Below are 20,858 nucleotides of genomic sequence, written 5' to 3'. Positions count from 1 at the left end.
AGTATCTATTTGATATAAAGTGATTTTTTAAATCAGAAGCCGCATCGCGCGTCGCCAGCGTGATGCGGTTTTTGCGTATTGAAAAGCGCTGTTTATTTACATCAGACATGGGTTGAAAAGAAACATTAAGAAAACATTAAGAATATCGCATTGTTTGCTAATGAGAGCGTATTCATAAAACTTATGATTGGGTATTAAAAACCAGAAGAGTCTTATGATCATGAAACTCGATACCCGATTAACTTCGTCAGCACTTACTCTTGCGCTTGCCGCTGTGGTCATCCCGTTTACGGCGGACTGGCAATTGCCTTTGCTTAACGGCGTGGTGGTCCGATGGATTGAAAACGGACAAGCGTTATGGTTACTGTTTGGGGCGCTATTTACCGCCTGGTATATACGGCCACTTTCCCGTCCCGAAGGGGCAAAGCAGTTTTGGCTATGGGCTGTTGTCTGGTGGGTGGTGCTGTTGGGTAGAAGCACTAGTTGGGGGCGTGACTATTTCCCTGACGAGCCGCGTATGCTGTTCAGAACGATTTCAGTGCTATTAATTGCTGCGTTGGTATTGCCAGTCCTGTTTTCTGCCGGGCTACGTAAGGAGATTGTTCGTCGTCTGCGGGACGTTCCTCTGCCATTGTGGCTGTTTACCGTGACGGCATGTTCATATCTGATTTCCGACACTGTCGAGCATCATCGGTGGTTGTCGCCGATATTCCTGCATAACGCTCGTTACACAGATTTGATTGAAGAGCTTTATGAAGTGCCATTTATGATCGGTTTGTTTATGGTGACCGTGGTGTTTATGCAGCAGGACAAGCAGGATGAATGTACGGCGCTGGAGATGACCCCGTATCACGCAAAATAGCGCGGCTGAAAAAGACCATGAATTCGACATGGGATAGATAGCGGTTAGCAAAAAAAGCCCGCACTCGGTGAGGCGGGCAAATAATACTGGAAGCAATGTGAGCAATGTCGTACCGAACAGGTGGGTTATAAACTCAACCACTCGGTGTTGATAAAGATAATCGTTATCATTAATGATTGCAACCCTGATATTTATGCGCTTTTATCCACGACGCTAAAAGGTGATGGACATCACAAACTTCACTTTCCTGACGATGTGCTATTCTTTTTAACGGCAAATAAACCGCTAACGTAAAGACATAAGTGAGGAAAAAATGGGCATTCTTTCATGGATTATTTTTGGACTTATTGCGGGTATTTTGGCTAAGTGGATCATGCCAGGTAAAGATGGCGGCGGATTCTTTATGACGATCATTCTGGGGATCGTTGGTGCGGTAGTCGGAGGATGGATCAGTACGTTCTTTGGCTTTGGCAAAGTGGATGGTTTCAACTTCGGCAGCTTTGCAGTCGCGGTGATCGGCGCGATTGTCGTGCTGTTAATCTACAGAAAAATCAAAAGCTAAACGCAGAACTTTCAGAGATAATAAAGGCTACGACAGGTAGCCTTTATTATTCAAAATGAATTTACCACCAGCCCAGTTCGGTACCCGCCGCCGCAATTAGCGCGATGCCCATCAACACCATCGTTGTTTTCCTCATGGTTATGCTCCTGGCGCGGCGTAACCGCCAATAAAAAACCATGCCAAAAATAATATTGCCGTAATGAAAATGACGACAGGGAAGAGGATACCCACTCTCATGCTATTACCTTCACTGTTCAGGGGGCGCCAGAATAGCAGGGTTTTCTCAGCGACAAAAGGTCGGTTGCTTTGTGACAGGGCGTGGCTATTACTGACTTAACCCGGGATAAACACCCGCTAAAGCGCTGACAGAAAGTATGGAAATAGCGTACCCGCCAGGTTATCCTGGACAAAATATCGCTTTAAGGAGTCGTTATGAAATTTACGTGGATTGCGTTGCCAGGCGTATTGCTGCTGAGCGCTTGTTCATCGTCGCAACCCAACGCCCCCAGGCCGCCGCGTATTGGGATGCCTAATCCGGCAGCCGTCTACTGTGAGCAACAGGGCGGTACGCTGATGCCGGTGCAGACCCCACAAGGCGTGCGTTCCGATTGCAAATTGCCCAATGGCGAAATCATTGATGAGTGGACATTATGGCGCAGAGAGCACCCTGATACGAAAAAGTGACAACCTGCGGTCCGACGGGATATGATTAAGAACAATCTGATAATGAGTTTCATGCGGCGCAAGAAAATATGTTTCAGTTAAAGCCGGGCGCGTTGGCAATAGTTATTGGCGCTAAAACACCCGCCGGACGGCGGAATATTGGTAAGTCGGTTGAGCTATTTTGCCTGTGCCAACCCGGAGATGAATTCATTAACCCGGTAAATGGACACGTCACCTTACTGCCGAAAGAAGCGCCTCGGGCGCTGTGGCTGGTTACGGGCGACGTAGCCTCCGCCGATGGTCAGCACGGTTTTGCCTGGGTGCGGGAAGAACATTTGATGCCGTTGTCCCCGGACAGACAACCAGGCCAGGCGGCGGCACGACAATCACAGCTCTCTTAGCCACTCTGCCAGCACAATGGCATGGTTCTGGCGAGTATCTTTAGCGGCGTATAGCAACGTTAGCGGCTGGTGTCGGGCAATATCCGCCAGCCGTTTGCCTTCTTGATGCTGTTGCGCAAGTTCTGCCCGGTATTGCTGCGCGAAGTGGTTAAAATCAATCAGTTCGCTATGAAAGGCTTTGCGCAATTCGGTTGAGGGCGTAATGGCCTTATTCCATTCATCATAGACCAGCGCCGATTTTTTAATGCCTCGTGGCCATAGCCTGTCAACCAATACCCGATAACCATCGTCTTTTTCCGCCGGGAAATAGACGCGCTTACACTGGATTCGCATTTTTCCCTCCTGTGATGGTGTCGCTTACGGTACTTTTGTCGGATAGCGGTAATGATTTTAATGGATCAGGCCTGATAAACGAAGCGTCATCAGGCATTCAAGTGGGTATCAGGTTTATTTATGACGCTATCTCTCGATCGCGTCCGGCGTAGAGGCCGAAAATCGCCATGATGATAGCCAGAACCGTCACGCCTGACAGCGGTAGATACCAGCTACCGCTGGCATCATGAAGTTTTCCCATGACGGGCGGCCCACATGCCGCCAGTAAATACCCGACCGACTGCGCCATGCCGGAAAGCGCCGCCGCCTGATGCGCCGAACTGGCGCGCAGGCCGATAAACGTCAGGCCGAGGATCATCGTCGCGCCTGAACCGAAGCCGAACAGTAGCGTCCAGATGACAGCCTGGCCCGGCACAAACCAAAGCCCCGCCGCGCCCACCGCGCACAAGAGTGAGACCAGCGCGGCAATCCAGCGTTGATCGTTAAAGCGATGCAAAATAAGCGGAATGGCTAACCCAGGCGCCGCGGTCGCCAGTTGCAGCAGGCCATGTAGCGATCCTGCCTGTGCTTCGCTGTAACCGTGGCTGATGAGTATTGTTGGTAACCAGCCGATAATCACATAATAAATCAGTGAGTTAAGTCCCAGAAACAACGTAACTTGCCAGGCTAAAGGCGAACGCCAGATACCGCGTTCATGTAATGCCCGGGAGCTACTCAGGTTAGCTGAGCGGGTAGTGCGCCACTGCGGCAACCAGATAAGAAACGCCAACAGCGGAAACAGCATCAGCATTAACAGCGCGCCGCGCCAGCCAAAACCGTGCAACGCCAGCGGAACCACCAGCGCAGACCCCAACGCGGCGGCGGCGCCCATCGTCAATGAATACGCGCCCGTCAGCCTGGCGACATGTTGTGAAAAATCGCGCTTAATCAATCCTGGTAGCAGCACATTACCCAGCGCTATCCCGCACCCAATAATGGCCGTTCCGGCAAACAACAATGCAGCGGAGGGCAGGGAGCGGAGGGCAATACCCGCGCAAATCAGCAGCATTGCGGCAAACAGACTGCGTTCCATCCCAAACCGGCGGGCAATACCGGCCGCCAGCGGCGAAACCAGCGCAAACGCCAGAAGCGGCAAGGTTGTTAGCAGGCCCGTCTGGGCGGTGGAAAGACCGTAATCCGAACGGATTGTCTCCAGCAACGGCGCAGCGCCGGTAAATGTTACACGTAGCGTAGTGGCTATCATCAAAATACCGGCAATCAGTAAAGCGCCCTGTTTGCCGCGTGGTGAAAGGGCTGTCGTCATCGTTTTCTCATCTCGTCAGGCGAGGCGATACCTTAACAGTTTTTACTGTTTGGATGAATCAAGCTAAAATGACAATTTATCGCTAAAATCGGACAATATAATGATTGGCCTGAGACTGGACGGTTACGATCCCGACCTTCACCACGATGCCGCTGTGGCCTTTTGTATTCGCGCCAGGGATGATGAACTGTTTAGCCCTCGCCATCAGCATCGCAAGGGACAGTTGATTCTCGCTCTGCACGGCGCGATTACCTGCGAGGTGGAAAATGCGATGTGGATGGTTCCGCCCCAGTATGCCGTCTGGCTCCCTGGCTCGCTGCCGCACAGTAATCATGTGACCGCAGGGGCGGAGCTGTGCTTTTTATTTATTGAACCTGCAGCGGTCGTCATGCCGGAGCGTTGCTGCACGCTGAAAATTTCGCCGTTATGCCGGGAGTTGATTTTGTCGCTGGCGCGCAGAACCGATTCCGAAAGAGCGCAAATGCCAACGCAGCGCCTTATTCAGGTGTTGTTTGATGAACTGCCGCAGCAGCCGCAGGAACAATTGCAATTACCGGTATCGGGGCATCCGAAAATTCGCCAAATGGTTGAGACAATGGCGCAGGAGCCCGCTCGATGGAATACGTTAGGGCAGTGGGCCAGCGTATTCGCGATGAGCGAGCGTAACCTTGCCCGGCTGGTCGTCAAAGAGACGGGACTAAGCTTTCGTCGCTGGCGTCATCAGTTGCAATTAATCCTGGCGCTACAAGCGCTGATCGCGGGACGTAATGTACAACAGACGGCGCAAATGCTGGGTTATGATTCCACCACGGCATTTATTACCATGTTTAAAAAAGGCCTGGGGCAGACGCCAGGCCAGTATCTGACGGGCGAGTTACTGCTTCCCCACAATTAAAGAGACCAGCCCCGCCGCAATCAGTGGGCCGACCGGCACGCCGCGAAACAGCGCGACGCCAAGTACCGTACCGACCAGCAGCCCGGCGACGAGCTGCGGTTGGTTTCCCATCAGCGTAATGCCGCGACCGCCCAGCCAGGAAACGAAAACGCCGACGGCAATCGCGACCAGCGATTTCCAGTTCACAAAAGAGTGGATCAATGTGGAGGGCGGTAGGGTTCCGCTGGCGATGGGAGCCATCACGCCGATGGTCAGAATGATAATCCCGACGGTGAGCCCCTGTTTTTCAATCCAGGGAAAAAAGGTATTCAACGGGGTTACGCGGACAATAATCAGCACCAGAATTGAGACGGCGACAGTGGTGTTGTGGCTGATAAATCCCAGAGCTGCCAGTCCGAGCAGGATCAGCAGAGTGACATCAAACATCATGGTTTCCTTGCCAAAAAGTAAGCCTGACTACTTTACGCCCAAACGGCAAAGCGCACAGGCCTTTTTAACGATTGATGCGGATTTCAGGCAACTGCCTGAAAGACAATCTCTACGTGAAAAACGGCGTTGTCATTAAATTGCCATCAACGCCGCGTATTGCTAACAGGTGAACCGTCATTGTTGTCTTCCTGAGGATACAATTATGTACGATCCACCGTTTCTTGAAGCGCTGATGATTACGGCGTCGTTTTTCGCCATTTTTATCATCATCGTTGTGTCTGTATTGCTCCTTGAAGGGGAAGGGGACTAAGCCGTTGGCGATGACTGAAAGCGGCGGAAGACTGCCAGTTCTGGTCGGGCGATGCGCAGATAGTCCTGTGTATTCATAATGACTGATTTTTCCAGCAGGCCGGCATTAAAGGCAATTTCATCGAAACGCTCAAACAGGAGCGGATCGGCGATCAGTTTCAGATTGGGGTGAAAACTGAAAGGCGGGATCGCGCCAAAAACGCAGCCGGTCAGCATATCGACTTCCGCCGGGCTGGCAAGGGAAGCGCGTAAGCCGCCCAGATGTGAAGCAAGCTGAGAGAGGTCGGCTTGCTGATCGGCCGCCAGAATAGCAAGAACGTGCTGGTTGACGCCGTTGCCTTTGACTTTACAGACCAGCGCTTTTGCGCCCTGGCCCAGCGCAGTACCGCGTATTTTAGATACCGCTTCACATTTTCCTACCGCTTCATGGCTAACCACACGATAGCGCGCGTTCTCCTGCGTTAATAAAGCCACTAAACGTTGGTGTGTAGCGACACCCTTCGCGACTTCAGTCATTTCGGCCATTTCTCACTCCTGGTGCAATATGAACATTTACTGCGAAGCACTATGATGAACGATGTTGTTTTTGTTGTTTGTTCAGATAGAGCTGCGCATCGGAAGCCTGGTAGGCATCATTAATCGTATCATTGGGCTGCATATTATAAATCCCGGCAGAAAAATGGACTGTCTTATCCGGTGCGATAATTTGCAGGTTACGAATAATACGCTCCGGCAGATGGATAGCCAAATCCGCCGCGTAATCAACAAGAATAATACAGAACTCATCGCCGCCGAGGCGAATGGCGTAATCGCTTTTACGAATCGATGTTTTAATCGCTTTCGCCAACAGGGTAATAATTCGGTCGCCTTCCTGGTGCCCCTGGGTATCGTTGATCAGTTTTAACCTATCGCAATCAATAGCGACAAATGTCACCGGCGTCCCGGCATTGACCAGGCGTTGCAGTCGCTGCTCCAGCACCGGTGTTAATATTTTACGGTTGTAAAGCCCGGTCATGGCATCGCTAATATTTTCGCGTGTGACGTTGCGATAAAGCCGAAAGTGCATCCGTACCATATTAAGCAGGAGCGCCGTTGCCAGTAAGTAAAAGGCCAGCGCCTTCCAGGACGAGACAAGGAAATAGGTAAAATCAAGGGACAACGAAACGCGCAGCCCACCAGGGATATCATGGCTATAATTCACATATTGAAACAGATTATTTTTGCTTTGATTAATAATAATTTCTTTTCCGGAGTCCATATCCTTTAGTGTTACGTTAAGATAACGCCAAACCAGCGGACGATCCTGGGTATAAAAAATATTTTTTAAATTATCCTGGTTAACATCCACCATCACGATACCTTTTAACGTTCCCGCCAGATAGACTGGCGTTAAAAAGCTCATGACGTTTTCCTGGGTAATATCATCCATGTAAATACTTGAAATAACCGTACGGCCGGTAAAAAGTTTATCTATATCTTTTCTGTTAATACCCATTGTGCCTTTTTGTAAAAAAGTCCAACGATGCATGGCGAAGCGCCGTGAGTTGATTAAATCATAGAAATAGACATAATGTTTATTTAAATCAACGTAATAACGGAATTTAAGCTCCAGTGTGCCCAGCCCGTGACTGTGGTCGTCCTGCGAACGGTTGATGCTTACCGCCTGATCAAACGCAGGCAGTAAAAGGGCGTCATCAAGATTATCGGTACATTGTGTAGCGGCAGTTTGCAGGGTGCCATGTAGCGCCGGGTAATTATGCCGGGTCAGGTTGACACCGTGCGTACCGTTAATAGCCTCAAAGGCGTCGCAAAACGCGCGGCGTTTTTCTGCGGTGACGGGGTCTCCCGGCGCTTCAAAAGTTCGCATCAAATGTGCGGCGATGCTTTGATTCTGGTACTTATCGTACAAAAACGACGAATCGGCTCTCTCCATGATATAACGCATATAGGCATTCATTGCCCTGTCGCTGGCAATAAGTTCGTAAATCAGGAAGGACGATGTCAAAACGATGACGCTTGCCGAGATAAAGTGCCTGAGCGCTTTATGATGCAAATTCATGATGAACTACAGCCCTGAAAGTCGGATGCGTTAGTTTACCATAGCGATGAGAATTCCTCTAATAGACTGTTTAAAAATAAAACGTGTTGATGTTATGAAATAAAAATCATTCTCGATTTAATAAATTCAATAATATATGGTGTTGATATTTTCAGTCGTGACTATTGTCGCAAAAAGTAAATTGTTAATTAACGGCATCGATTTAACACTAACGAAAATAGAATAGCCTTTATTATTACGCGAAAGGAGTGTGAAGTGGTAAGGATAATAATGTACTTCCGTTCGGAGGCACTATGAAACGATTTAAAGAAATGGCAACAATTTTTCTTTTTGCATTGCTGGCTGCGGGGTTCACGTCGTCTGCTATGGCAGCGTCGGGTAGTGATAGTCCGTGGGATTTTGATTTTTCGGGTCCATGGCTTTTTTGTAAGCTGCAAAAACCTGATTCTCTGCAATTACCGCCACCTTTTGGTGAGTATTGCTGGCATTAATAAATCCATAGTATTTCAGTGATAAGTCGGCGCATGTAAGGTTAATCCAGTCAGGAGATATACAGGTTTACGGCTATTATAGTGGTAGTATGTATAATTGCCTTGTTAGTGATAAATCAGCCCGTGACTCATTACGGGCTGATTTATGGTTATGCACTTTGATTGGCGCTCTGTTTCTGAAACAATTCGCGGAATACCGGGTAAATATCCTCCTGATCGCGAATATGCTGCATGGCGAAGTTATCGAACGTCGCCTGCAGATGTTCATACTCGCGCCATAAGGTCTGGTGGGCGCGGCGGGTAATCTCGATATAGCTGTAATAGCGCACTACCGGCAGCAGCTTTTTCGCCAGAATCTCATGACACAGCGGTGAATCGTCGGCCCAGTTATCACCGTCTGACGCTTGCGCCGCATAGATGTTCCACTGCCCCGGGTCGTAGCGCTCTTTAACCACTTCATCCATGAGTTTAAGCGCGCTGGAGACAATCGTCCCCCCGGTCTCTTGCGAATAAAAGAACTCATGTTCGTCCACTTCCTTCGCCTGGGTATGGTGGCGGATATAAACCACTTCTACGTTCTTATACGTTCGGCTCAAAAACAGATAAAGCAGAATGTAAAAACGCTTGGCCATATCTTTGGTTGCCTGGTCCATCGAACCCGAGACGTCCATCAGACAGAACATCACCGCCTGGCTGGAGGGCTCAGGCCGTTTTTCATAATTTTTATAGCGTAAATCAAAGGTGTCGATAAACGGCACTCGTTCGATTTTAGCCCGCAGTTCGGCAATCTCCCGACGTAACCGCTCCTCTTCAAGCAGTTGCGCTGGTTCGCTGTGGCTGATGGTCTCCAGTTCCGTTTCCAGCGCGTGCAGTTCGCGGCGTTTTCCTGCCGTCATTGCTGTACGGCGCGCCAGAGAGTTTTGTAGCGAACGTACCACGCTGATATTGGCCGGTACGCCGTTTGAGGTGAAACCGGCGCGGTGAGTTTTATACTCGTTAAGCTGGCGATGCTGGTTTTTCTTCAGATTAGGCAGCGCTAAATCTTCAAAGAGCAGATCCAGATACTCATCTTTTGAAATCTGAAAAACAAACTCATCCTGGCCTTCACCGTCCTGGCTGGCCTGACCTTGACCGCTGCCGGAACCGCCGCCGCCACCGCCTTGCGGACGCTCAATGCGATCATTCTGGATAAAGTGATCGTTACCCGGATGGACGCGATGGCGCAGACCGCCGCGCCCCTGATGAAACATCGGTTCGCTAATATCATCGGTTGGAATAGAGACGGACTCTCCGCTGTCGACATCGGTCACAGAGCGTTTATTAATCGCTTCGGAAATCGACTGCTTAATTTGTGCTTTATAACGACGCAAAAAGCGCTGGCGATTCACCGTGCTTTTATTTTTGCCGTTAAGACGTCGGTCTATGAACCAGGTCATATGCCCCCCGTACTGCCAACTGAGCGCCTGTTCTGTCAGTGCCGGATAGCGCTAACGCTTAGCCAGTCTACAGAACATTACTTTGTAGGCCCAGTAAGCGCAAGCGCCACCGGGCATTAACATCACGACGATTTACGCACGCGCAGGTACCACTCACACAGCAAACGAACCTGCTTACGGGTATACCCTTTTTCCATCATCCGATCGACAAAGTCGTCATGCTTTTTCTGCTCGTCAGTCGACGTTTTGGCGTTAAAAGAAATGACCGGCAACAGCTCTTCAGTATTAGAGAACATTTTTTTCTCAATCACCGTGCGCAGCTTCTCGTAACTGGTCCAGTTTGGATTACGGCCGCTATTGTTGGCTCTGGCGCGCAGGACAAAGTTTACTATCTCATTACGGAAATCTTTCGGGTTACTGATACCCGCTGGTTTTTCAATTTTTTCCAGTTCGGCGTTCAGCGACTCGCGATCGAACAGTTGACCGGTATCCGGGTCGCGATACTCCTGATCCTGAATCCAGAAATCCGCATAAGTCACGTAACGATCAAAAATGTTCTGCCCGTACTCAGAATAAGATTCGAGATAGGCCGTCTGGATCTCCTTGCCGATAAATTCGGCGTATTTCGGGATCAGGTAGCCTTTCAGGAACTCCAGATAACGCTCAGCCTGCTCCTGTGGGAACTGCTCGCGCTCGATTTGTTGTTCCAGAACGTAGAACAGATGTACCGGGTTTGCCGCCACTTCCGCATGGTCGAAGTTGAATACGCGGGAGAGGATCTTAAAGGCGAATCGGGTGGAGAGACCGTTCATCCCTTCATCCACGCCCGCGTAGTCGCGATACTCCTGGTACGATTTGGCTTTAGGGTCGGTATCTTTCAGGCTTTCGCCGTCATAAACGCGCATTTTCGAGTAAATACTGGAATTTTCCGGCTCTTTCAGGCGGGAAAGAATCGAGAAGCGCGAAAGCGTTTCCAACGTGCCCGGCGCGCAGGGCGCATGAGCCAGCTCGCTATGATTAAGTAGTTTCTCGTAGATTTTGATCTCTTCGGAGATTCGCAGGCAATAAGGCACCTTCACGATATAGACACGGTCGAGGAACGCTTCGTTATTTTTATTGTTACGGAAAGTCACCCATTCAGATTCGTTTGAGTGGGCAAGTATGATGCCATTAAAGGGCAGGGCGGAAATACCTTCCGTACCATTGTAGTTACCTTCCTGAGTTGCGGTCAGCAAGGGGTGCAGCACCTTAATAGGCGCTTTAAACATCTCGACGAACTCCATGATCCCCTGGTTAGCGCGGCATAGCGCGCCAGAGTAACCATACGCATCCGGATCGTTCTGGGCGTGGTGTTCGAGTTTACGAATATCCACCTTGCCGACCAGCGCCGAAATATCCTGGTTGTTTTCATCGCCGGGTTCCGTTTTGGCGATGGCAATCTGCTCCAGAATGGAGGGCCAGACTTTCACCACGCGGAATTTAGTAATATCGCCGCCAAACTCATGCAGGCGTTTGGCCGCCCACGGGGACATAATCGTACCGAGATAGCGGCGCGGAATACCGTACTCTTTTTCCAGAATCTGCGCGTCTTCCTGCGGATTAAACAGGCATAACGGATGATCGTTGACCGGACTACGCTCGCCGTTGGCGCTTAAAACATAAATTGGCACGCGCTGCATTAGCGATTTCAGCCGTTCAGCGAGCGATGATTTGCCACCCCCCACAGGTCCCAGCAAATAGAGAATTTGCTTCTTCTCTTCCAGCCCTTGCGCCGCATGTTTCAGATAAGAGACAATCTGTTCAATCGCGTCTTCCATGCCGTAAAACTCTTCAAACGCAGGATAGCGAGCAATAACCCGGTTGGAGAAGAGTCGGGAAAGTCGGGGTTCCTGGGCAGTGTCGACCATATTAGGCTCGCCGATAGCCATTAATAGCCGCTCTGCCGCGTTGGCATAAGCACTGCGATCTTGCCGACAAATGGTAAGAAAATCCTGCAGTGTGAACTCTTCGTCCTTGGCAGCTTCGTAACGCTGGCGATAGTGATCGAATATATTCATGATATGCCATCCTTTCGTTTTTTCGCACATGTTAAGAGCCGTTCATATGAATAGTAGAGGCTCCCGGAAGAGGTAGACTGAACGCCGTCTCTGCTAAGGAAAAAAAAGCAACTCTCATGCCATTTTATTGGTCAGAAGATCAACGTGTCCGGTGATACACCTTCTTAACATTAAGCGTAGATGGCATTTGCAAAACTTGCCTGTACGCGCCAGTGGATTTCGATGACATATCAATAACTCATCAGGTAGAAAAGGCTGGTGGATATCAGAAAAAGCGTTCCCGGTCACATAACGATCATCAGCCGATCATCTGAAAATAATCGGTTGTGGTGATATTAAACGGTTACATTGTGTAAAATAGTTGGGCTTACAGGTATTGGCGGTTACACTTTTGCCGCAGAACATTTGAATAAGGAATTATGGATTGTGACCAAACTTAAACTTCTGGCTCTTGGCGTGTTTATTGCAACATCCGCCAGCGTCGCGCACGCTGAAAGCAACCTGACGTTGGGCGCAGGCGTTGGTGTGGTTGAACACCCTTATAAAGATTACGATAGCGACGTTTATCCGATACCGGTCATCGCTTATGAAAGCGAAAACTTCTGGTTCCGTGGTCTGGGCGGCGGGTACTACTTGTGGAATGACAATGCCGATAAGTTGTCAATCATGGCATACTGGTCCCCGATGTACTTCAAACCGGGCGACAGCGATGACCAGCAGTTGCGTCGTCTGGACAGGCGTAAAAGTACTATGATGGCGGGCGTTTCTTACGCGCATCACACCCAGTATGGATTCCTGCGTACCTCACTGGCAGGGGATACGTTAGATAACAGTAACGGTATTGTCTGGGATCTGGCCTGGCTGTATCGGTATACCAATGGCGGGCTGACCTTAACGCCAGGTATCGGGGTTGAATGGAATAGCGAGAACCAGAACGATTACTATTACGGCGTATCACGTAAAGAATCTTCGCGTAGCGGCCTGCGCGGCTATAACCCGAACGATAGCTGGAACCCGTATCTTGAACTGAGCGCTAACTATAATTTCGCCGGTAACTGGAGCGTATATGGTACTGCGCGCTACACCCGCCTGTCGGATGAAATTACCGACAGCCCGATGGTGGATAAATCCTGGACCGGTATCCTTTCTACTGGCGTGACCTATAGATTCTGATTGATTGAATTTGCCGGAAAAACCATGACAAAGCCTGCGTTATGCGGGCTTTGTGCTGTCTGAAACGCGAACATGACGGCTTGCATAAATGCGCTGTTGACCGGGTATGGCGCAGCCTTATGTGATTTATACTTTGTTACATCAATTTAAAAAACTAGCCTTTTATATGAAAAATCCAGGTGATTACAACTGCGCTAACAATTAGCGTAATAATTGTTGCAATGCTGGCTGATATCGCCCTGTCACGTCCCGCTTATGCTATACCCATTCTTCACAGCGAGTAAGACGAATGAGCATAGTATTCAATACCGTAGCCAAGCCCAGCGGCAGTCTGTGTAACTTATCCTGCAAGTACTGTTTCTATCTTGATAAACCCCGGGGCCAGCGCGTCATGTCTGACGATGTGCTGGAGATGTATATCCGCCGGGTAATTGATGATACGCCATCATCAGAGGTCTCGTTTTGTTGGCAGGGGGGAGAGCCGACGCTATGCGGTCTTTCTTTTTACCAAAAAGTGGTGCGCTTGCAGCAACGCTATGCCAACGGCAAAACTATCTACAACAGTCTGCAAACCAATGGCGTATTAATCAATGAAGAGTGGGCGGCTTTCTTTGCGCAGCACCAGTTCCTGATTGGTATATCGATTGATGGGCCGCAAGTCGTTCATGATAATTACCGGAGAACGCCGTCAGGGCGGGCGTCTTTTTCCCGAGTCGTTAATGCTATCCGCCTTCTGCAGGCAAATGATGTCGAGTTCAACACACTCACTGTCGTGAATGATGCGTCATGCCGTCATGGCAACGCTATTTATCATTTTTTGACGCAGGAACTGGAAAGTAAACATCTGCAATTTATTCCCATTGTTGAGCCGCTCGCGCAAAAAGCGCAGCGTTCTTTGACGTTATCTGACAATGAGGATTCGCCTTCGCTGATGCCCTTTTCCGTCACGCCTGAAGGGTGGGGCGCCTTTATGTGCGATGTTTTTGATCAATGGATACGTCACGATGTCGGACGCATATTCGTACAGCTTTTTGACAACTTACTTGGCGTCTGGATGGGGGAGCCCGCCACGCTTTGTACGATGCAGTCGACCTGCGGACAAAGTTTGCTGGTGGAGCAGAATGGCGACGTGTTTAGCTGCGACCATTTTGTTTTTCCCGCCTATAAACTGGGCAATCTGCAGCAACACTCTTTAGAAGAAATGGCGGCCTCTCCTTTTCAGCAGCAGTTTGGCGCGGCTAAAGCAAACCTTTCCTCACGCTGCCAGAACTGTACGTGGCGCTTTGCCTGTCACGGCGGTTGTCCGAAACATCGAATTTGTATGGACGGCGGCGAACGGCAAAATTATCTCTGTAAAGGATATCTGGAGTTCTTTCAACATGTGACGCCCTATATGAATGTGATGCGTCAATTATTACTGAATCAGCGACCCGCCGCGCATATTACTCGCATCGTCGACATGATTGCGGATGACGTTCGTCAGTGACAAGAAAATCGCCCCCTTGCGCGGTATGATGCCGGACATTACCGTAGGGGCTAAGAGTCCTGTATTGTTTTACCGTCGAGTGACATTGAAAAGGAAATGAAATCAGTGAAAAACGTAACGTTTTGCGGGCAGGTGACGCTTCCTGCCATAGGACAGGGAACATGGTATATGGGCGAGCGCGCGGATCAACGTCAGCGCGAGGTTTCGGCGCTGCGCGCGGGGCTGGATTTGGGGTTACGCCTTATTGATACGGCGGAAATGTATGCCGACGGCGGGGCGGAAAAGGTCGTGGGCGAGGCGTTAGCAGGGCGACGCGATGAGGCATTTCTGGTGTCAAAAGTGTACCCGTGGAACGCTGGCGGCCAGAAGATAGTTGCCGCCTGTGAGGAAAGCCTGCGTCGTCTGAAAACAGATTATCTCGATCTCTATCTATTGCACTGGGCCGGAAGCTTTTCATTCGAAGAGACCGTTGAAGGTATGGAGCGGCTAATCGCGCAGGGGAAAATTCGCCGTTGGGGAGTCTCTAATCTTGATTATGACGATATGCAGGCGCTGTGGCGCATCCCTGGGGGACAGCAATGCGCGACAAATCAGGTGCTCTATCATCTGGCGTCACGTGGTATTGAGTATGATTTATTGCCGTGGTGTCAACAACAGCGAATGCCAGTGATGGCCTATAGCCCGCTGGCGCAGGCTGGCCGGTTACGTAGCGGTTTACTGAATCATCCAGTGGTGAATGAAATTGCGCAAGCGCATAACGCTACGGCGGCGCAAATCTTACTGACGTGGGTGATTGCGCATCCGGGCGTGATGGCGATCCCGAAAGCCGGAAGTACAGAACACGTGAAGCAAAATGCGGCGGCGCTTGAGATCGCCTTGTCAGCAAACGAACTTGCCTTACTGGACAACGCCTGGCCTGCGCCAAAAGGGAAAACCGCGTTGGATATGGTGTGACGCCGGATAAAATGTGTAAGCGCCGCCATCCGGCAGGTTATGCCTGATGGCGGCTGACGCCTTTCAGATCCTATAGCACCGCCGTTATCCATTCACTTTTAGCGTTTAGCGACGCAGATAGTCTGCGCCAGACGAGAGGGTTTTTCTTCTGTGGCTTGTTGCGGCGCAGTAGCGTAAACCGTTTCAACGCAGACAAACGTTTTATAGCCGTCATCCGGCATGTCGCCCATGCTGACGGACAACGCCGGGCCAGGGTTCCAGCCTACGACGTTAAGGTGATGGTGGTGGACCACATCAATCGTGCGGTTTAATGTCGCATCGTGGATCACGCTACATGCTTCAGGATTGAGGTAAACGCGATCGGTACGGTCCGGAAAGGTTTGTATACCGTCGGCCAGGACATCTTCTTTAGCGTCGTTAACTTTATCAATAAACCGATCGCCGAGTCCGCTGACCTTAACGTTGGCGATGTCGCCAACGTTAAAATAGCTGTGGAGCGCGGATGTGGTTGCAAACTCGCCATGCGCTTCCAGTTCGATTTCACAGGTTTTGCCCACTTTAAAACGTGCCAGCAGCGTGAAATCGTGCGGCCAGTATTTCCGGGTGGCCTCACTGCTTTGCAGCTCAAATGTCAGCATTACGCCATTATCATCTTCATTATGCGCTTTTAGCGCCCACGGTAGATTACGCGCAAAGCCGTGTGACGGCAGACCCTGTTGAGCCGCAGGTCCAAACCAGGGCCAGCAGATCGGTACACCGCCGCGTAGCGCCACGCCGGTTTTGAAAGGCGTATTATTACTGAGCCACAATACCTCTTCCTCGCCAACGGGTTTCCAGGAGAGAAGGTGCGCGCCCTGTAATGCAAAAGAGGCTTTAACCTGCGGATGGTCAACGACGATCAGATCCAGGTCATCAAGCTGACGACGGGAAAGGACAGGGGTAAGCTGTTCGATAACCGGGAGGGCAAAAATTTTATTAATCATTACGCAATCCTCTTAACCCTAAATAATTCGAGTTGCATGACAAGGCGCTTGTGCCTTGACCAGTGCTTGCGCTGGCCCGTAGAGGCGAGGCCGCAGGCCGAGTAACGCGGCAAGTGAACGACAAATTCATCGGGAACGAATTTGAACAACCGTAGGTAATCTCCGGCCAGGGACATGGACATCCCTGATTCATCCCGATAAGTTCGACTTCCGTCAGTGATTCGGGTGAGAAAGCATAGCCAACACACCTGCAACTTGAAGTATGACGGGTATATCTTTAAGCAAAAAAAAGAGCGACCTGAGTCGCTCTTACCAATGACTGTGTCATCTCAACTTATTTGGAGATGTGAGCAATCAGGTCCAGTACTTTGTTGGAGTAACCGGTTTCGTTATCGTACCAGGAGACCAGTTTCACGAAGTTGTCGTTCAGCGCGATGCCTGCTTTAGCATCGAACACGGAAGTGCATACTTCGCCGTTGAAATCGGTAGATACAACGTCGTCTTCGGTGTAACCCAGAACGCCTTTCATTTCGCCTTCGGCAGCAGCTTTAACAGCAGCTTTGATCTGCTCGTAGGTAGCCGCTTTTTCCAGACGAACGGTCAGGTCAACAACGGATACGTTCGGAGTAGGAACGCGGAACGCCATACCGGTCAGTTTGCCATTCAGTTCTGGCAGTACTTTACCTACCGCTTTAGCAGCGCCAGTAGAGGACGGGATGATGTTCTGAGATGCGCCGCGGCCGCCGCGCCAGTCTTTGTGAGACGGGCCATCAACGGTTTTCTGGGTTGCGGTAGTCGCGTGAACAGTAGTCATCAGACCTTCGATGATGCCGAAGTTGTCGTTGATAACTTTAGCCAGCGGCGCCAGGCAGTTGGTGGTGCAGGAAGCGTTGGAAACGATGTCCTGGCCTTCGTATTTGTCAAAGTTAGCGCCTTTAACAAACATTGGGGTGTTGTCTTTAGACGGACCCGTCAGAACCACTTTTTTCGCGCCAGCGGTGATGTGTTTACGCGCGGTTTCGTCAGTCAGGAAGATACCGGTAGCTTCAGCCACTACGTCAACACCAACTTCGTCCCATTTCAGGTTAGCCGGATCGCGTTCAGCGGTAACACGGATTTTTTTACCGTTAACGATCAGATGACCGTCTTTCACTTCAACAGTACCGTCGAAACGGCCGTGAGTGGAGTCATATTTCAGCATGTATGCCATGTACTCTGCGTCTAACAGGTCGTTGATTGCAACGATCTCGATGTCAGAACGTTTCTGAGCAGCACGGAAAACAATGCGACCGATACGGCCAAAACCGTTGATACCTACTTTGATAGTCATATATTCCACCAGCTATTTGTTAGTGAATAAAAGGTTGCCTGTAAAATTACAAAAACCTTACGCAGCGTCAAGCGGAATCGTGTCAATCATTGCGACAAATCAATCCTCTGCACAACCTTTGCGCGGCTGATTCGCCTCACTCTTCCTTTCGGCTTGAAACCACATGGGGGCGCCGCCCCGAATTTTAAAGGGCAACCGAGATAATAATGTGACATCAGTCACGATTCGTGAGCCGCCATTTCGCAATGATCAAGTTTAGAACAAAAGTTGGTACTGAGGTGTTAATGTTTTGTTAGAATCGGTCAGGCAATGTGAGCACGTTTAAAGTGAGATGTGAGCAAATGGCTAACCAACCTTCAGCAGAAGAACTCAAGAAAAAATTGTCCGAAATGCAATTCTATGTGACGCAGGATCGTGGCACAGAACCGCCATTTACCGGACGCCTGCTACATAATAAACGCGATGGGGTTTATCACTGCCTGGTCTGTGATATGCCGCTTTTTCACTCCCACACCAAATACGATTCAGGCTGCGGCTGGCCTAGCTTTTACCAGCCTGTCAGCGAAGAGGCGATTCGTTACATAGACGATTTTTCTCATGGCATGCAGCGTGTCGAAATTCGTTGCGGTAACTGCGATGCGCATCTCGGACACGTTTTCCCGGACGGGCCGCAGCCAACCGGTGAGCGCTATTGCGTTAATTCGGCCTCGCTGGCCTTTTCTGACGAGAAAAACGGCGATCAACTGAAAGGCTGAAAAAACGATTCAGCAAATTATTCCACAGGAGCGGACACATCATGAATCTTGATGAGATCATTAACAGCATGACGCCGGAAGTGTATCAACGTTTATCCACCGCCGTTGAGCTGGGTAAATGGCCGGATGGCGTGGCGTTGACACCGGAACAGAAAGAAAACAGCCTACAGCTGGTGATGCTATGGCAGGCGCGGCACAATACCGAAGCGCAACATATGACGATCGATACTCACGGTCAGATGGTGATGAAAAGCAAGCAGCAGCTCAAAGCGGATTTCGGTATTACGTCAAAGCCGATTGCGACATTGAAAATGCAGTAACGGGGAGCCGGATAAGAGGTAGTCGCCATCTGGTGGTTTAATTGCCAATGCGTTGTGCTTACCGGGCCTGCTCATTGCTGTCAGGCACAGGCCCGCCATATTTTTACCCATTAACGCTGAATGTCCAGCGAGTCCGCCAGCTGTGTCGCTAACTGATTATTGTCATCGGCGGCCTATTCCCAGAACATTGCGCCGGCCAGCCCGCGCTTTTTAATCTGTTTCGTTAGAAGCGCTCTCCAGCCTGCGTTGAGCTTTGCCTGGTAGCGACGCTGACGTGACGTATCCGGCCCAAAGATCTATGCAATGGTCTCACCGTTGCGAGATGTATTGACCGGATACGATACCTGCTCCGCTACCTGGCGACAGCCTGGCCCTGCGTCTCTTCCCAGTCTGCCAGCGTATACAGCGTCGCGCCTGCCGCCGCCATCTCCATAAACGCGTGTGCGCTATCCTGCGGGTGAATATTCACGCCGCGACAGCCATCGGTGATAACGTTAACGGCATAGCCCAACTCTAGCGCATCCAGCACCGTAAATTTTACGCAGTAATCGGTCGCCAACCCCATCACGATAAGCTCGGTAACGTCATGCTCGCGAAGCCAGGTATCAAGGGTAGTTTTCTGCCGATGTTCGTTGTCAAAAAACGCGCTGTAGCTATCAATCAGCGGGTTTTCACCCTTATAGATGCAGGCGTCAATCGCATGTTGGTTAAGCAGGGGATGTAACGCCGCGCCGTCGGTATGTTGAACGCAGTGATCCGGCCAGAGCGTTTGCGGCAGCCCGTCCAGCTTTCCCTGACTATAGGGTTCCGCCTGATGCTGGCTGGCGAAGCTGCCATGCTGCGCGGGATGCCAGTCCTGGCTGGCCAGCACCGGAATCTGCCGGGGCTGGCACCAGTCAATAATAGCGTTGGCGATGTCGATGGTGCTGTCGCCTTCCGCGACAGCCAGCGCGCCGCCGGCGCAAAAGTCATTTTGCAAGTCGACCAGTAATAAGGCACGGTTTGTCATTATCTTCTCCTTGTCGTCGGGATTGTTTAATCATCCGGCGTCAATTCACCACGCAAGTTTTGCGCCATCGCGCTACGAATCGCCTGAGTGTCCAGACCCTGGCTTAACAAATAATGCAGTTTGGTTAAGGTGGCTTCGACGGTCATATCGGCACCGCCAATCACGCCAGCGTGCGCCAGCGCATTACCGGTAGCGTACCCGCCCATATTGACTCGCCCTGACATGCATTGCGTCAGGTTAACCACCACGATGCCGCGCGAACTGGCCTCTTTCAGCTCCTGTAAAAACGCTTTATTTTGCGGCGCGTTGCCTACGCCATAAGAGCGCAGAATCAGCGCTTTTACCGGCTGACGCAGAAAGTTACGTACTACCTCGGCGGAAATCCCCGGATAAATCGTCACTACGCCTATCGGCTGCGGCGTAATAGGGTGAACGATTAATTCACCAGAACCGTAGGGCGCGGGAGGCGTATTTAAACGGCGAATGTGAATTCCTGCTTCCAGCAAGGGCGGCAGATTGGGAGAGGCAAAAGCGTCAAACCCATCCGCATGGGCTTTGGTCGTGCGATTACCGCGGAACAGACGATTATTAAAAAACAGCGTTACTTCATTAATAGGGTAGTTGGCGGCGACATAAAGCGCATTCAGCAAATTAATTTGCCCGTCGGAACGCAGCTCAGCCAGCGGAATTTGTGACCCTGTCACAATAACCGGTTTACCCAGATTTTCCAGCATGAAAGAGAGCGCCGATGCGGTAAACGCCATCGTGTCGGTGCCGTGCAGAATAACAAAACCGTCATACTCATCGTAGTGCGCTTTGATATCTGCAGCGATATGCTGCCAGTCTTCCGGCGTCATATCTGATGAATCCATCAGCGGGGCATATTCATGGATGGTAAAATCCGGCATCTCCGGGCGGTGGAATTCCGGCATCAGCGCCAGCTGACGCTGAAGGTGCCCGGATACCGGGATATACCCTTTATCTGAGCGCTGCATACCGATAGTACCGCCGGTATAGGCAACGTAAATTGATTTCTTTTGCATGATAA

24 protein-coding genes are annotated in these 20,858 nt (G+C 50.6%); 12 read left to right on the top strand and 12 right to left on the bottom strand.

Annotated features, from left to right (window positions below):
- Nucleotides 1-220: 220 nt before the first annotated feature.
- Together EOS97_RS23065 and EOS97_RS23060 are read left to right on the top strand one after the other, a co-directional pair.
- Nucleotides 221-862 carry a hypothetical protein gene (locus EOS97_RS23065; protein WP_001669273.1) on the top strand — a complete coding sequence of 214 codons (642 nt, stop codon included), beginning with the start codon at nucleotides 221-223 and terminating at the stop codon, nucleotides 860-862.
- Nucleotides 863-1,175: 313 nt separating this feature from the next.
- Nucleotides 1,176-1,424 carry a GlsB/YeaQ/YmgE family stress response membrane protein gene (locus EOS97_RS23060; protein WP_000512149.1) on the top strand — a complete coding sequence of 83 codons (249 nt, stop codon included), beginning with the start codon at nucleotides 1,176-1,178 and terminating at the stop codon, nucleotides 1,422-1,424.
- A gap of 138 nt (nucleotides 1,425-1,562) precedes the next feature.
- Here EOS97_RS23060 and EOS97_RS23055 read toward each other — a convergent pair whose 3' ends face one another.
- Nucleotides 1,563-1,661: a YoaK family small membrane protein gene (locus tag EOS97_RS23055; RefSeq protein WP_001589065.1), complete on the bottom strand. Its 99-nt coding sequence runs from the start codon at nucleotides 1,659-1,661 to the stop codon at nucleotides 1,563-1,565.
- 195 nt (nucleotides 1,662-1,856) lie between these two features.
- Between EOS97_RS23055 and EOS97_RS23050 the strand changes: the two genes are divergently transcribed.
- Entirely contained in the window at nucleotides 1,857-2,108 is a 252-nt protein-coding gene (locus EOS97_RS23050; protein WP_000673492.1) for a DUF333 domain-containing protein, read from the top strand.
- 68 nt (nucleotides 2,109-2,176) lie between these two features.
- Nucleotides 2,177-2,488 (top strand): hypothetical protein, encoded by a 312-nt coding sequence (locus EOS97_RS23045; protein ID WP_000487131.1) that lies wholly within the window; start codon nucleotides 2,177-2,179, stop codon nucleotides 2,486-2,488.
- Here EOS97_RS23045 and EOS97_RS23040 read toward each other — a convergent pair.
- Nucleotides 2,474-2,821, bottom strand: coding sequence for a DUF488 domain-containing protein (locus tag EOS97_RS23040; RefSeq protein WP_001222532.1), 348 nt, complete (start codon nucleotides 2,819-2,821; stop codon nucleotides 2,474-2,476). The genes EOS97_RS23045 and EOS97_RS23040 overlap by 15 nt on opposite strands.
- A 118-nt stretch (nucleotides 2,822-2,939) precedes the next feature.
- Nucleotides 2,940-4,124 (bottom strand): CynX/NimT family MFS transporter, encoded by a 1,185-nt coding sequence (locus EOS97_RS23035; RefSeq protein WP_000205342.1) that lies wholly within the window; start codon nucleotides 4,122-4,124, stop codon nucleotides 2,940-2,942.
- A gap of 100 nt (nucleotides 4,125-4,224) precedes the next feature.
- On the opposite strand from EOS97_RS23035, the gene EOS97_RS23030 reads away from it, so the two are divergent.
- The gene (locus tag EOS97_RS23030; protein ID WP_000579798.1) at nucleotides 4,225-5,019 is read left to right on the top strand and encodes a helix-turn-helix transcriptional regulator; all 795 of its coding nucleotides are present in this window, start codon (nucleotides 4,225-4,227) and stop codon (nucleotides 5,017-5,019) included.
- Here the strand turns inward: EOS97_RS23030 and EOS97_RS23025 are convergent.
- Nucleotides 4,999-5,445: a DUF441 domain-containing protein gene (locus EOS97_RS23025; protein WP_000460698.1), complete on the bottom strand. Its 447-nt coding sequence runs from the start codon at nucleotides 5,443-5,445 to the stop codon at nucleotides 4,999-5,001. The genes EOS97_RS23030 and EOS97_RS23025 overlap by 21 nt on opposite strands.
- Before the next feature lie 205 nt (nucleotides 5,446-5,650).
- On the opposite strand from EOS97_RS23025, the gene yoaI reads away from it, so the two are divergent.
- Entirely contained in the window at nucleotides 5,651-5,758 is a 108-nt protein-coding gene (yoaI, locus tag EOS97_RS23020) for a small membrane protein YoaI (protein ID WP_000272239.1), read from the top strand.
- On the opposite strand, the gene EOS97_RS23015 is transcribed toward yoaI, so the two are convergent.
- Nucleotides 5,755-6,273 (bottom strand): YbaK/prolyl-tRNA synthetase associated domain-containing protein, encoded by a 519-nt coding sequence (locus EOS97_RS23015; RefSeq protein WP_162491924.1) that lies wholly within the window; start codon nucleotides 6,271-6,273, stop codon nucleotides 5,755-5,757. The two genes, yoaI and EOS97_RS23015, sit on opposite strands and share 4 nt — an antisense overlap.
- Before the next feature lie 49 nt (nucleotides 6,274-6,322).
- Nucleotides 6,323-7,816 carry a diguanylate cyclase DgcJ gene (gene dgcJ, locus EOS97_RS23010; protein ID WP_001048655.1) on the bottom strand — a complete coding sequence of 498 codons (1,494 nt, stop codon included), beginning with the start codon at nucleotides 7,814-7,816 and terminating at the stop codon, nucleotides 6,323-6,325.
- 293 nt (nucleotides 7,817-8,109) lie between these two features.
- Here dgcJ and EOS97_RS23005 point away from each other — a divergent pair, with 293 nt between their 5' ends.
- The gene (locus EOS97_RS23005) at nucleotides 8,110-8,307 is read left to right on the top strand and encodes a hypothetical protein (RefSeq protein ID WP_001805136.1); all 198 of its coding nucleotides are present in this window, start codon (nucleotides 8,110-8,112) and stop codon (nucleotides 8,305-8,307) included.
- A 149-nt stretch (nucleotides 8,308-8,456) separates the two neighbouring features.
- Here the strand turns inward: EOS97_RS23005 and EOS97_RS23000 are convergent, their stop codons facing one another.
- The gene (locus EOS97_RS23000) at nucleotides 8,457-9,743 is read right to left on the bottom strand and encodes a YeaH/YhbH family protein (RefSeq protein WP_000219714.1); all 1,287 of its coding nucleotides are present in this window, start codon (nucleotides 9,741-9,743) and stop codon (nucleotides 8,457-8,459) included.
- Between the two features lie 122 nt (nucleotides 9,744-9,865).
- On the bottom strand, nucleotides 9,866-11,800 hold the full coding sequence (gene yeaG / locus EOS97_RS22995; RefSeq protein ID WP_001518010.1) for a protein kinase YeaG: 1,935 nt from the start codon (nucleotides 11,798-11,800) through the stop codon (nucleotides 9,866-9,868).
- 426 nt (nucleotides 11,801-12,226) lie between these two features.
- On the opposite strand from yeaG, the gene EOS97_RS22990 reads away from it, so the two are divergent.
- The 3 genes from EOS97_RS22990 to EOS97_RS22980 all read left to right on the top strand — a co-directional run bounded on the left by EOS97_RS22990 (nucleotide 12,227) and on the right by EOS97_RS22980 (nucleotide 15,413).
- The gene (locus tag EOS97_RS22990) at nucleotides 12,227-12,973 is read left to right on the top strand and encodes a MipA/OmpV family protein (RefSeq protein ID WP_127836207.1); all 747 of its coding nucleotides are present in this window, start codon (nucleotides 12,227-12,229) and stop codon (nucleotides 12,971-12,973) included.
- 289 nt (nucleotides 12,974-13,262) lie between these two features.
- Nucleotides 13,263-14,459: an anaerobic sulfatase maturase gene (locus EOS97_RS22985; RefSeq protein WP_000029236.1), complete on the top strand. Its 1,197-nt coding sequence runs from the start codon at nucleotides 13,263-13,265 to the stop codon at nucleotides 14,457-14,459.
- A gap of 96 nt (nucleotides 14,460-14,555) precedes the next feature.
- Nucleotides 14,556-15,413 carry an aldo/keto reductase gene (locus tag EOS97_RS22980; protein WP_000843751.1) on the top strand — a complete coding sequence of 286 codons (858 nt, stop codon included), beginning with the start codon at nucleotides 14,556-14,558 and terminating at the stop codon, nucleotides 15,411-15,413.
- A gap of 98 nt (nucleotides 15,414-15,511) precedes the next feature.
- Here EOS97_RS22980 and EOS97_RS22975 read toward each other — a convergent pair whose 3' ends face one another.
- Nucleotides 15,512-16,396: a D-hexose-6-phosphate mutarotase gene (locus tag EOS97_RS22975; protein ID WP_000608657.1), complete on the bottom strand. Its 885-nt coding sequence runs from the start codon at nucleotides 16,394-16,396 to the stop codon at nucleotides 15,512-15,514.
- A 334-nt stretch (nucleotides 16,397-16,730) separates the two neighbouring features.
- Nucleotides 16,731-17,726, bottom strand: a complete 996-nt coding sequence (gapA, locus tag EOS97_RS22965) for a glyceraldehyde-3-phosphate dehydrogenase (RefSeq protein WP_000153505.1) — start codon at nucleotides 17,724-17,726, stop codon at nucleotides 16,731-16,733.
- A 341-nt stretch (nucleotides 17,727-18,067) separates the two neighbouring features.
- Here gapA and msrB point away from each other — a divergent pair, with 341 nt between their 5' ends.
- Both msrB and EOS97_RS22955 read left to right on the top strand, forming a co-directional pair.
- Nucleotides 18,068-18,481, top strand: a complete 414-nt coding sequence (msrB, locus tag EOS97_RS22960; protein ID WP_001537757.1) for a peptide-methionine (R)-S-oxide reductase MsrB — start codon at nucleotides 18,068-18,070, stop codon at nucleotides 18,479-18,481.
- 41 nt (nucleotides 18,482-18,522) lie between these two features.
- On the top strand, nucleotides 18,523-18,801 hold the full coding sequence (locus tag EOS97_RS22955; protein WP_001046864.1) for a YeaC family protein: 279 nt from the start codon (nucleotides 18,523-18,525) through the stop codon (nucleotides 18,799-18,801).
- 352 nt (nucleotides 18,802-19,153) lie between these two features.
- Here EOS97_RS22955 and pncA read toward each other — a convergent pair whose 3' ends face one another.
- Together pncA and ansA are read right to left on the bottom strand one after the other, a co-directional pair.
- Complete coding sequence (gene pncA, locus EOS97_RS22950; RefSeq protein ID WP_000184697.1) at nucleotides 19,154-19,810, bottom strand: bifunctional nicotinamidase/pyrazinamidase; 657 nt, start codon at nucleotides 19,808-19,810, stop codon at nucleotides 19,154-19,156.
- Nucleotides 19,811-19,836: 26 nt separating this feature from the next.
- Nucleotides 19,837-20,853, bottom strand: a complete 1,017-nt coding sequence (gene ansA / locus EOS97_RS22945; protein ID WP_001170134.1) for an asparaginase — start codon at nucleotides 20,851-20,853, stop codon at nucleotides 19,837-19,839.
- Between the last annotated feature and the right edge of the window lie 5 nt (nucleotides 20,854-20,858).

Source organism: Salmonella sp. SSDFZ54 (assembly GCF_004010735.1).
Lineage (GTDB): Bacteria > Pseudomonadota > Gammaproteobacteria > Enterobacterales > Enterobacteriaceae > Salmonella > Salmonella enterica.
This window is presented reverse-complemented; position numbering and strand designations above follow the sequence as displayed.